This window comes from Sphaerotilus sp. FB-3, assembly GCF_023706025.1.
GTDB classification, from domain to species: Bacteria; Pseudomonadota; Gammaproteobacteria; order Burkholderiales; family Burkholderiaceae_C; genus Sphaerotilus; species Sphaerotilus sulfidivorans.
Map to the genome: position 1 here is coordinate 66,105 of NZ_BQWE01000011.1, position 12,163 is coordinate 78,267.

At 62.0% G+C, this 12,163-nt stretch carries 9 protein-coding genes; 7 read left to right on the top strand and 2 right to left on the bottom strand.

Annotated elements, in window-relative coordinates; all coding sequences use genetic code 11:
• Window positions 1-3 precede the first annotated feature (3 nt).
• Genes NFT33_RS05360 through NFT33_RS05375 form a run of 4 tightly spaced genes read left to right on the top strand, consistent with a single transcriptional unit; the run spans window position 4 to window position 6,114 of the window.
• Window positions 4-1,668: a type I restriction-modification system subunit M gene (locus NFT33_RS05360; RefSeq protein WP_251673705.1), complete on the top strand. Its 1,665-nt coding sequence runs from the start codon at window positions 4-6 to the stop codon at window positions 1,666-1,668.
• On the top strand, window positions 1,665-3,236 hold the full coding sequence (locus tag NFT33_RS05365) for a restriction endonuclease subunit S (protein WP_251673707.1): 1,572 nt from the start codon (window positions 1,665-1,667) through the stop codon (window positions 3,234-3,236). The genes NFT33_RS05360 and NFT33_RS05365 overlap by 4 nt, the downstream gene beginning before the upstream one ends.
• Window positions 3,233-5,023: a restriction system-associated AAA family ATPase gene (locus NFT33_RS05370; RefSeq protein WP_251673709.1), complete on the top strand. Its 1,791-nt coding sequence runs from the start codon at window positions 3,233-3,235 to the stop codon at window positions 5,021-5,023. Before NFT33_RS05365 ends, NFT33_RS05370 begins: the two co-directional genes overlap by 4 nt.
• The gene (locus tag NFT33_RS05375) at window positions 5,023-6,114 is read left to right on the top strand and encodes an HNH endonuclease (RefSeq protein ID WP_251673711.1); all 1,092 of its coding nucleotides are present in this window, start codon (window positions 5,023-5,025) and stop codon (window positions 6,112-6,114) included. Before NFT33_RS05370 ends, NFT33_RS05375 begins: the two co-directional genes overlap by 1 nt.
• 187 nt (window positions 6,115-6,301) lie before the next feature.
• On the opposite strand, the gene NFT33_RS05380 is transcribed toward NFT33_RS05375, so the two are convergent.
• Window positions 6,302-6,556, bottom strand: coding sequence for a DUF2442 domain-containing protein (locus NFT33_RS05380; protein WP_251673713.1), 255 nt, complete (start codon window positions 6,554-6,556; stop codon window positions 6,302-6,304).
• Window positions 6,549-6,722 (bottom strand): DUF4160 domain-containing protein, encoded by a 174-nt coding sequence (locus NFT33_RS05385; protein WP_251673715.1) that lies wholly within the window; start codon window positions 6,720-6,722, stop codon window positions 6,549-6,551. The genes NFT33_RS05380 and NFT33_RS05385 overlap by 8 nt, the downstream gene beginning before the upstream one ends.
• 286 nt (window positions 6,723-7,008) lie before the next feature.
• Here NFT33_RS05385 and NFT33_RS05390 point away from each other — a divergent pair, with 286 nt between their 5' ends.
• From NFT33_RS05390 to fba, 3 genes are all read left to right on the top strand, one after another.
• Window positions 7,009-9,312: an NADP-dependent malic enzyme gene (locus tag NFT33_RS05390; RefSeq protein ID WP_251673717.1), complete on the top strand. Its 2,304-nt coding sequence runs from the start codon at window positions 7,009-7,011 to the stop codon at window positions 9,310-9,312.
• Between the two features lie 69 nt (window positions 9,313-9,381).
• Window positions 9,382-10,812: a pyruvate kinase gene (gene pyk, locus NFT33_RS05395; RefSeq protein ID WP_251673719.1), complete on the top strand. Its 1,431-nt coding sequence runs from the start codon at window positions 9,382-9,384 to the stop codon at window positions 10,810-10,812.
• A 256-nt stretch (window positions 10,813-11,068) separates the two neighbouring features.
• On the top strand, window positions 11,069-12,133 hold the full coding sequence (fba, locus tag NFT33_RS05400) for a class II fructose-bisphosphate aldolase (RefSeq protein ID WP_149504873.1): 1,065 nt from the start codon (window positions 11,069-11,071) through the stop codon (window positions 12,131-12,133).
• Window positions 12,134-12,163 lie beyond the last annotated feature (30 nt).

Below are 12,163 nucleotides of genomic sequence, written 5' to 3' on the forward strand. Positions count from 1 at the left end.
ACCATGCTGCAAAACAACCCCGAACTCAAAAGTAAGATCGACCAGCTCTGGAACAAGTTCTGGAGCGGCGGCATCAGCAACCCGCTCACCGCCATCGAGCAAATCACCTACCTGCTGTTCATGAAACGGCTCGATGAGCTGGACCAGAAGCGCCAAGCCGATGCGGAATGGATTGGCATTGAATATCGCTCAAAGTTCAGCGGATTTTGGATACCGCCAGAGTACAGGCAGCAACCGGAACCCGGCCGGTATGCTATTGACCGCGCTGAGCTGCGCTGGAGCGAATTCAAGCACATGCAGGCTGAAGCGATGCTGCCGCACGTGCAGGGCAAGGTTTTTCCTTTCCTCAAAGACCTCAACGGCGCGGAGTCCAATTTCACCCATCACATGAGGAATGCCGTCTTCATCATCCAAAAACCAGCCCTGCTGGTGGAGGCGGTGAAGACCATTGATGGCCTCTTTGAGATCATGGAGCGCGATTCGCGCGAGAACGGCCAAGCCTTTCAGGACATCCAGGGCGATGTTTATGAAATGCTGCTGTCCGAGATCGCCACCGCAGGAAAGAACGGCCAATTCCGCACGCCGCGCCACATCATCAAACTGATGGCCGATCTGGTGCGGCCGCAACTGGGTCACAAGATTGCAGACCCGGCCTGTGGGTCTGGTGGATTCTTGCTCGGCGCCTATCAGTACATCGTCACGCAGCTTGCCATCAAGGCGGGCAGCAAAGACCTTGCACCCGATGAAGACGGCTTTGTGCGCACCTCGGTCGCCGCTGCGCTCACCGAAAGAGCGCAAGACATTTTGGCCAAATCTCTCTGGGGCTACGACATCGACCAGACCATGGTGCGCCTGGGGCTGATGAACCTGATGATGCACGGCATTGACGAGCCGCACATCGACTACAAAGACACGCTCAGCAAGAGCTATACCGAAGAATCCGAATACGACATCGTGTTGGCCAACCCGCCCTTTACCGGTAGCATCGACAAGGGCGATATCAACGAGCATCTGCAACTTGCCACCACCAAGACCGAACTGCTGTTTGTCGAGAACATTTACCGCCTGCTCAAGAAGGGTGGCACCGCCTGCGTGATCGTGCCGCAGGGCGTGCTTTTCGGCTCCGGCGGCGCGTTCAAAACGCTGCGCCAGATGCTGGTTGAGCGTTGCGACCTCAAGGCCGTGATCACCCTGCCCAGCGGCGTGTTCAAACCCTATGCCGGGGTCAGCACCGCCATTCTGCTGTTCACCAAGGTCTGGGGGCCGAAAGACAAGGTGAGCAAGGCAGCCACCGAACACGTCTGGTTTTACGAAATGGCCGCCGATGGCTATTCGCTGGACGACAAGCGCAGCAAGCAGGAAGGCTACGGCGACCTGCAAGACATCATCGCCAGATTTCACGCTCGCGATGCCGCCACTGACACCGACCGCACCTCCAAATGCTTCATGGTGCCGCGCAGCGAGATTGCCGAAGAGAAGAACAACTACGACCTCTCGCTCTCACGCTACAAGCAGGATGTCTTCGAGGAGGTGCACTACGACGCGCCGGGCGTGATTCTGGATCGGCTGATTCAAGCCGAAGTTGGGGATATGGATGAAGCGGAACTGGGCAAAGTGCAGAGCGGCATCGTGCGTGAATTGCTGGAGTTGAAGGGGATGGTGGGATGAGAGTCGTCACCCTTGGAGAGGTATGCAAAGTTGTCTCAGGATCGACGCCAAAGAGGGAGAAAGCTGAATACTGGGGCGGTGATATTCCATGGGTTACACCAAAGGAAATCAGCCGCTTGTCTTCGCCCTACTTGTGGCACTCTGAGGAAAAAATCACCCAAGAAGGATTTGATTCCTGCTCTACATCCATGCTCCCAATTGGCTCGGTACTGCTGAGCTCTAGAGCGCCAATTGGACTTCTGGCGATAAATAAAGTACCTGTCTGTACAAATCAAGGATTCAAGAGTCTTGTTCCGGGCAATGACATAAATGCTGAGTACCTCTACTACGTTCTCAAGGCTAATGTAAAAGCTCTTCAGGCCCGAGGAAACGGCGCAACATTCAAGGAGCTGGCCAAACCGGCCGTCGAGAACTTCGAAATCCCTCTACCGCCCCTAGACGACCAAATCCGCATTGCCAATCTGCTCGGCAAAGTGGAAGGGCTGATCACCCAGCGCAAGCAACACCTGCAACAACTCGACGCCCTGCTCAAGAGCGTGTTTCTGGAGATGTTTGGTGACCCGGTGCGGAATGAGAAGGGGTGGGATAGACCTGAGTTGAAAGCCTTCGGCAAGATTTCGACCGGCAACACGCCACCCAGAAATGAATCTGCAAATTACGATGGAAATTTCATCGAGTGGATTAAGACGGACAACATCACCGGTAATGCTGTTTTCGTTACGTCGGCCACCGAGCACCTTTCTGAGGTTGGAGCGAAAAAGGCGAGAACGGTCACGAACGGTGCGTTGCTTGTGGCCTGCATCGCGGGTAGCGTCGAATCAATCGGGCGTGCCGCACTAACAGACAGAACGGTGTCGTTCAATCAGCAGATCAATGCCATTCAGCCTGGCAAGGATGTCAACTCTCTGTATTTGTATGGTTTGTTCAAGCTGTCTCGGGCTTACATACAGAGCCACGCCACGATAGGGATGAAGAAGATTCTGACAAAAGGGGATTTTGAGAAGATCACGATGATCAAGCCGCCCGTTGAAATCCAGAATCAATTCGCTGTCATCGTAGAAAAAGTCGAAGGCATCAAATCCCGTTACCAACAGAGCCTCACCGATCTCGAAGCCCTCTACGGTGCCCTAAGCCAGCAAGCCTTCAAGGGTGAGCTGGATTTGTCCCGGGTGGCCTTGCCTACCGCCCCCATTGAAGGAGAAAGCCCGGTGGCCACTGCCGTGCCTGCGCCCATCACCACGCCGGTGATCGATCTGCCCGACACCGATTTGCTGCTGCCCGCACTGCAAGACCGCACACAGCTTGCGCCGCTGCTGCACTTCTGGTTAGAGGCCTATCTCACGCAGTTGGGCAGTGCGGCTTTCTGCCTCGAACGCTTTATGGCTGCCGTGCGAATCCGGCTAGGCGAACTGCACCCGGACAACGATTTCGAACTGCGTGCCAGCGACTACGAGATCATCAAAGCATGGGTGTTTGAGTCCTTGGCCGCTGGTGCCCTGATGCAGACGTTTGACGACGACGGCAATCGCATTGATCTCAAAGCCGCCACCGAGCAAAGCCTGGCATGAAGCTGCTGCGCCTCAAGATCACTGACCCCAAAGGCTTTCGCAGCCTGCCCTGCGGGTTTGAGCACCACTTCCGCACAGAGTGGGGCTTGCAGAACGAGCTGGTGCAAGCGACCGACTTTGCGCCCTTCGTCTGCGCCGGGCCCAACGGCAGCGGCAAATCCAACCTGCTCGAAGCGCTGGCGGCCATCTTCTTTCAGCTGGAAGTGCTGCGCGTGCGCCGCAGCTTTCTGCCCGAAGCCCTGCAGGACGAGGCACTGGACGTTTCGCCCGTCGCCTTTGAACTGGATTACCTGATCCGCGTGCCCGCCGAGCACCGCAGCCCCGACAGCCCGCCGTGGGCGAAGGTGGGTGTGAGGAAGAACGCCGGCGAATCGGTACGCCTTCTTTGGGAGAACCGGGGCGACTTCAGCACCGATGTGGTCGAGGCGTTCAAGGGCGGACACGCCGACATCCTGCTGCCGCAGTACGTCCTGGGTTATTCCTCGGGCGAGAACGAAATCCTCAGCCTGCCGTTCTTCAAGATGCGTTTCGTGCAGTTCGACGAGTACTGGAATGCGCTGACCCGGCAACTCAGCTACCCCGGCCACCCCGAAAGTCGACTGGCCTATCTGGACAGCGGATTCAGTCAGGCCATCCTGCTGTGCAACCTGCTATTTCAGGACGATGCCACACTGCAGCCCTTCTGCGAGGATGCGGGTATCGAGGCATTGCGGGAATTCCGCATCATCCTGCGCCGCAGCATCGAATTGCGGCCGGAGCAACTGGCCGCCTTCACCAGCGAAGACGAAAATGCGCGCCAGTCGCTGGAGGCTGTCGCCAAAGGCAACCCGGCCCTGCACGCCGAAACCGACGAACTGGGCAACACGCGATATCGCCTGAATATGCTGCAGCTGCTGGAGGGTGACGAGAAGTCCTCATTGGTGGTGAGCGCGCTCAAGCGTTGTGCCACGCTCAGTTACATTGATGACGCCAGCGATACCCTGGTGCTCGACTACTGGGTGAATGAGGCAACCCGGCAGGCATTCCGCGAGAACTTCGATGGTTCAGCGCTGGCACTGTTCCAGGCGTTTCAGGTGCTGTTGACACTCAACCTGTATGCCGTCAACGAGGTTCTGAAGACCGAGCTCTACACCTCGACCAGCCACTACGTCAGCGAGACGGTGCCCACCTTGGCATCTGACCAGCGCATCATGCGCTTCAAGTTTGTGCGCTTCACCAAGCAGGATGTGGCCGAGCCGATGATGCTCAAGGAGTTGTCGGACGGCGAACATCAATTGCTGCACAGCCTCGGCTTATGCCTGCTGTTCCGCGAGACCAACAGCCTGTTCCTGCTTGACGAGCCCGAAACGCACTTCAACCCCGACTGGCGCGCCAACTTCATCAGCCGCTTGCGCAAGTGCCTGCCCGGCAACGGTGAGTTCGCGCAGGAGATGCTGATCACCACCCACACGCCATTCTTGATTTCCGATAGCAAGCCGGAGAAGGTCCTGGTGTTTACCAAGGACAAAACCAGTGGCAAGGTCAGCATCAGCCACCCGGACTACAACACGCTGGGCGCTTCGATCAACAAGATCACCATGAGCACCTTCGGCAAGCGCGAAACCATCGGCGGCCATGCGCAGGCCTTGCTGGAGGCACTGCGTGCTCGTTTTGAACAGGGCGACGAAGAAAAGGAAGCCTTGATCACGGAAATTCACCGGCAGCTTGGTGACTCAGTGGAAAAGGTGCTGTTGATCAAAGCCATCCTCGACAGCGATCCGCCACGCAACGGGGAGGCGCAGGGCTGATGCTGTTTCCGTACACCTACGTTCCGCACCAGATGGAAAAGATGCAGGCGTTCATCGACTTCATCTTTCATGAGGTATGGTGCAAGGCTCCCGTCGGTCTGGACTTCCATCCTGATCTGTTCGTTGGAAATTCAGACCTAAAGGAGATCATGACGAAGTTTGGATTCTCTGCAAAGGCGGCAGAGCGGGGGAAGACGTTTTACAAAGACGTGAAAGCGATCTACGAACTATTTGCGCTACTCTCAGCGACGGAGATCGATCAATTCAAGTGTTGGTACCAAGGCAATAACGATCTGGAAAAAGTATGCGCTAATGATCCGGCAACACACGTCGCTCGTTACGCTGACATTGCCATCAATCACAAAGACCTTGCAGCCCAACTTGGCGCATTCTTCAAAGACTTGTACTCGCAGTCGCTTCTAGGACTCGCCGCACTGCGCGCCGAGATCGGTGACATCGACAATCATTACAAGACCTTTGTAAAAATCAACAATACTGGGAAGTGCCCGTTTTGCGGCATGAGCGATTTGCTAGGGCCAAACCACACTCCTCGTGAAGCCTACGATCACTACTTCCCCAAAGCACTTTACCCGTTTAACTCCATCAACTTTCGCAATCTTGTCCCGGCCTGTCATCACTGCAACAGCAGCTACAAAACCAGCAAGGATCCCGCCTATCCGATCAAGGATCCAGCAGGGGCGGTTCATCGCCGTCCGATCTTCTACCCCTACAAGACAACGCCGCATTCCATTGAGCTGCAAATCGACCTGCAGCATGCAGACATTGCCAGGCTGCACCCGGCAGACATCGCCCTGCAATTTGGCCCTGCGGCCGTCGCACAGGAGATTGACACGTGGAAGGACGTGTACGGCATCGAAGAGCGCTACAAGTTGAAGCTTTGTACAGAAAGTGATGGAAAGGCGTGGCTCACGCAAGTGCTGGATGAATGGAGAGAGCTCGGGAAAGATCCTCAAGATTTTCTCCAGGCGTTGGCGCTCAACACCGAAAAACGCCCATTCACCGACTGCAATTTCCTTAAAAAACCTTTTCTCGACGCCTGTCAAAGGAAAGGGATATTCAACGAGGCGTAAGCCGCATGAGTAGCGCATGCCCACACGAGTCTTCCGGCGCAACTTGGTTCGTCGGGGCCGGCTTTGGCCACACCGATGACCGATGACCTGTTCACGCTCCAGCAGGAACCCGGCGGGCATTGGACCGTGCGACTGCGGCCCAAGGCGGATGGGGACGACGTCTGACCGGCCGCCTATGCCAGAAGGATCAAGCCGCCAAGCTCAGCGGATGGCTCAACTCGAACACCCGCGCCCCACTCAGTTCCAGCCCGTTCGGCCAGCAGACAGCACCTGCCTCAACGAAGCAGCGCCGAAAGTAGTCGGCTTGGCGCAGGGGGGCGAGCAGCGGACCTTGGCGCGTGGACAGATAGGCGCCCCCGTCGAAACGTCCTCGCGCACCGTTCGAGAAGGTCAGGACCAGTTCGAAGTCGCCTGCATGGTCGAGGGTCAGCACCTTAATCACGGTCAGCTCCTTGGATGCGTTCCAGCGGCTCGAAGCGTTGTGCTCGCTCCCAGTTGGCACGCAGTTCGTCGCGGTGGGTGGCACACCATTCCTTGAGGATGGCCGCCACCTTGCGTGGCAGGTTGCCTTGGACCACCTCTCCGGTGTCGATGGCGATGGTGGGCATGGGCGGATTCTAGGCATCCGCGCTATCGGTGGCCGCTGTCGATGTGCAGTGCGCGTCGAGGCAGCCGCGCCGCAGGCTGATTCCGCGCGCTCACGCCGAGCCTGTGCCGTTCTGGCACAGGCGGGTGTTCCTGCACATCTTTATGCCTTTTCTGCATGAGCACTGCGGCTGGCGGCATGAACCCCGCTTTCAGGCCCTTGCGCACGGGAAGTACGCATGCGGGCCGCTTTCGTCGGCAGTAATCTGCGCTCCCCTTGTTGATTTGTGTGCTTCAGGAGCGCCCTCGATGACCCAACCCTTGTCGCCCGCCGAACAGGCTCTGCATGATGCCGCGCTCGAATATCACCGCGCGCCGGTCCGGGGCAAGATCGCCGTCACCCCGCTCAAGCCGCTGATGAACCAGCGCGACCTGTCGCTGGCCTACTCGCCCGGCGTGGCCTATCCCTGCCTGGCCATCGAGCAGGATCCGTCCAAGGCGGCCGAGTACACCTCGCGCGGCAATCTGGTGGCCGTGGTCACCAACGGCACCGCGGTGCTGGGCCTGGGCGACATCGGCCCGCTGGCGTCCAAGCCGGTGATGGAGGGCAAGGGCTGCCTCTTCAAGAAGTTCGCCGGCATCGATGTCTTCGACATCGAGCTGGCCGAGCGCGATCCGGACAAGCTGGTCGAGATCATCGCCTCGCTGGAGCCGACGCTGGGCGGCATCAACCTCGAGGACATCAAGGCGCCCGAGTGCTTCTACATCGAGAAGAAGCTGCGCGAGCGCATGAAGATTCCCGTCTTCCACGACGACCAGCACGGCACCGCGATCATCTCGGGCGCGGCGCTGCTCAACGGCCTGGAGCTGGTCGGCAAGAAGATCGGCGAAGTGAAGATGGCGGTGTCGGGCGCCGGCGCGGCGGCGATCGCCTGCCTGGACCTGATGGTGGGCCTGGGCGTGAAGGTCGAGAACATCTTCGTCTGCGACTCCAAGGGCGTGATCCGCGAAGGTCGCGGCGACCGCCTCGACGAGTCCAAGCAGCGCTACTGCCAGAAGACCGAGGCCAAGACGCTGGCCGATGTGGTGCGCGACGCCGACGTCTTCCTGGGCTGCTCGGCCGCCGGCGTGCTGACCGCCGAGATGGTGGCCACGATGGCCGACAAGCCGATCATCCTGGCGCTGGCCAACCCCGAGCCGGAGATCCGCCCTGAGGTCGCCAAGGCCGCGCGGCCCGACTGCATCATCGCCACCGGCCGTTCGGACTATCCGAACCAGGTCAACAACGTCCTGTGCTTCCCCTACATCTTCCGCGGCGCGCTGGACTGCGGCGCCACGAAGATCACCGAGGCGATGAAGCTGGCCTGCGTGCGCGAGATCGCCGCGCTGGCCAAGGAAGAGACCAGCGACGAGGTCGCGGCCGCCTACGCCGGCCAGGACCTGAAGTTCGGCCCCGACTACCTGATCCCGAAGCCCTTCGATGCACGCCTGATCCTGCGCATCGCGCCGGCGGTGGCCGCGGCCGCGGTCGAGTCGGGTGTCGCCGAGCGCCCGATCGCCGACCTGGACGCCTACCGCGACTCGCTGACCCGCTATGTCTACCAGACCGGCATGTTCATGCGCCCGGTCTTCGCCGCGGCCAAGCGCAACCCGGCGCGTGTCGTCTACGCCGAGGGCGAGGACGAGCGGGTGCTGCGTGCGGTGCAGGCGGTGCTGGCCGAAGGCATGGCCCGGCCGATCCTGGTGGGCCGCCCGGGCGTGATCGCCTCGCGCATCGAGCGCGCCGGCCTGCGCCTGAAGCCGGGCGTCGACTTCGAGGTGGTCAATCCCGAGGAGGACAGCCGCTTCCGCGCCTGCTGGGAGGAGTACCACCGCATCATGAAGCGCGACGGCGTCTCGGTCGAGGCCGCCAAGGCGGCGGTGCGCCGCTCGACCACGCTGATCGCCACCATGCTGCTGAAGCTGGGTCACGCCGACGCGATGCTCTGCGGCCTGCATGGCCGCTACGACACCCACTTCGAGTATGTGAAGAGCGTCATCGGCCAGAAGCCCGGCGCCAAGGTCTTCGCGACGATGAACGCGCTGATGCTGGAGGAGCACAACCTCTTCATCACCGACACCTTCATCAACGAGCAGCCCACCGCCGAGGAACTGGCCGAGATCGCGCTGATGGCCGCCGACGAGGTGCGCCGCTTCGGCCTGCCGCCGAAGGTGGCCTTCCTGTCGCACTCGATGTTCGGCACCTCGCACCGTCCGTCGGCGAAGCGGGTGCGTGCCGCACGCGATCTCTTCGTCGAGCGTGCGCCCGAGATCGAGTGCGACGGCGAGATGCACGGCGACGCGGCGCTGTCGGAGGCGATCCGCCGCAACATCCTGCCGGACTCGAGCCTCAACGGCGCGGCCAACCTGCTGGTGCTGCCCAACATCGACGCCGCCAACATCCTGTTCAACGTGCTGAAGGTGACCGCCGGCAAGGGCGTGACCGTCGGACCGATCCTGCTGGGCTCGGCCGCGCCGGTGCATATCCTGACCCCGTCGGCCTCGATGCGCCGGGTGGTCAACATGACCGCGCTGGCGGTGGCGGATGCGGCAGAAGCCCGGCGTTCTTCGTAACCACCTTGTTCTGAACGGCGGTCGATAATCCCTGGCACTGCGTTTTTTCGACACCCAGGAGACTGCCCGATGCCTCGCCACACCAAGATCGTCGCCACCCTCGGCCCCGCCTCGTCCGACCCGGCGGTGCTGGAGCGGATCATCCGCGCCGGGGTCGACGTCGTGCGGCTGAACTTCAGCCATGGCAAGGCGCAGGACCACATCGACCGCGCCACGCTGGTGCGCGAGGTCGCCGCCCGCGTCGGCAAGCCGGTGGCGATCATGGCCGACCTGCAGGGGCCGAAGATCCGCGTCGGCAAGTTCGCCGAAGGCAAGGTGATGCTGGAGGCCGGCGCGCACTTCGTGCTGGACGCCAGCCGCACCGCGCCGGGCGACCTCGAGGGCGTGGGCCTCGACTACAAGGAACTGCCGCGCGACGTGCGGCCCGGCGACACGCTGCTGCTCAACGACGGCCTGATCGTGCTGGTCGTCGAGCTGGTGCGGGGCGACAAGGTCCACACCGTCGTGAAGATCGGCGGCGAGCTGTCCAACAACAAGGGCATCAACAAGCAGGGCGGCGGCCTGACCGCCCCGGCGCTGACCTCCAAGGACATGGAGGACATCAAGACCGCGATGTCCTTCCAGTGCGAGTACCTGGCGGTGAGCTTCCCGAAGAGCGCCATCGACATGGAGATGGCGCGCCAGCTGGCCAATGTCGCCGGCGAGCCGTGGCGCCACAAGCCGGGCATGATCGCCAAGATCGAGCGCACCGAGGCCATCCCGCAGCTCGAGGCCATCCTGAAGGCCTCCGACGGCATCATGGTCGCGCGCGGCGATCTGGCGGTCGAGGTCGGCAACGCCGCGGTGCCGGCGCTGCAGAAGAAGATGATCCGCATGGCGCGCGAGATGGACAAGGTCGTCATCACCGCCACGCAGATGATGGAGTCGATGATCCAGAACCCGGTGCCGACCCGCGCCGAGGTCTCGGACGTCGCCAACGCGGTGCTCGATGGCACCGATGCGGTGATGCTCTCGGCCGAGACGGCGGCCGGCAAGTACCCGGTCGAGACGGTCGAGCAGATGGTGGCGATCGCCGAGGCGGCCGAGGCGGCCGAGGAAGTCCGCTTCGAGGCCGACATGGGCAGCCGCACCGTCGGCCGCATCGACCAGTCGATCGCGATGGGCGCGCTGTTCACCGCGCATCACCTGGGCTGCAAGGCCATCCTGGCGCTGACCGAGTCGGGCTCGACCGCGCTGTGGATGAGCCGCCACCGCATCGACGTGCCGATCTACGCGCTGACGACGCAGTCGCTGTCCGAGCGCAAGATGGCGCTCTACCGCAATGTGCGCCCGATCCTGATGCCCAAGTTCGAGGACCGCGACACCGCGCTGGCCGCGGCCGAGCAGCTGCTGGTCGAGCGCGGCGTGCTGCGTCCGGGCGACACCTACGCGATCACCTGCGGCGAACCGATGGGGTACCCGGGTGGAACCAACATGCTGAAGGTCTGCCGCGTCGGCTGAGGCCGCGGACTCGCCCGCGGTCTGCGGGCCGGCGATGTAACCCGACGGGGGTGGCGTGTAACTCGCCACCCCCGTTGTGCAAAATTGGCACGCATCGGGCCCCGGCCAAGGGGCTGCTTCAGCGGAAATCGCGCATCTGCACGATGGCGTGCCCGTAGAATCTCGGAAGTTTCAGGGTGGTTTCAGGGGTGTTCGACCCATCGGGTGCCCGGCCAGCCGCCCGCGCCGGTTTCCAGTCACTTCTGAGGTTCTTCCCATGCCCCTCGTTTCCATGCGCCAGCTGCTGGACCATGCCGCCGAAAACGGCTATGGCATTCCGGCGTTCAACGTCAACAACCTCGAGCAGGTCCAGGCGGTGATGGCCGCCGCCGACGAGGTCGGCGCCCCGGTGATCCTGCAGGCCTCGGCGGGTGCGCGCAAGTACGCCGGCGAAGCCTTCATCAAGCACCTGATCCTGGCCGCGTCCGAAGCCTATCCGCACATCCCGATGGTGATGCACCAGGACCACGGCACCAGCCCGAAGGTCTGCGCCGGCGCGCTGGAGCTGGGCTTCGGCTCGGTGATGATGGACGGCTCGCTGCGCGAGGACGGCAAGACCCCGGCCGACTTCGGCTACAACGTCGACGTGACCCGCCAGGTCGTCGCGATGGCGCACCGGATCGGCGCCACCGTCGAGGGCGAGCTGGGCTGCCTGGGCAACCTCGAGACCGGTGACGCCGGCGAGGAAGACGGCATCGGCGCCGAAGGCAAGCTGGACCACAGCCAGATGCTGACCGACCCGGAAGAGGCCGCCCGCTTCGTGCAGGAAACCCAGCTCGACGCGCTGGCCATCGCCATCGGCACCAGCCACGGCGCCTACAAGTTCAGCCGCCCGCCCACCGGCGACATCCTGGCGATCTCCCGCGTCAAGGAGATCAACGCCCGCATTCCCAACACCCACCTGGTGATGCACGGCTCCTCGTCGGTGCCGCAGGACCTGCGCGCGATCATCAACCAGTACGGCGGCGCGATGAAGGAGACCTACGGCGTGCCGGTCTCCGAGATCCAGGAAGCCATCAAGTACGGCGTGCGCAAGATCAACATCGACACCGACATCCGCATGGCGATGACCGGCGCGGTGCGCAAGTTCCTGACCGAGAACCCGGAGAAGTTCGACGCGCGCGAATGGCTCAAGCCCGCCCGCGAGGCGGCCAAGGCGATCTGCAAGCAGCGCTACATGGAGTTCGGCTGCGAAGGCCAGGGCTCGCGCATCCAGGGCGTCTCGCTGGCCGTGATGGCCCAGAAGTACGCTGCCGGCGAGCTGGCGCAGAAGGTGCTCTGATCCCCGGAATCCGCGCGGCCCGCTGCCGGG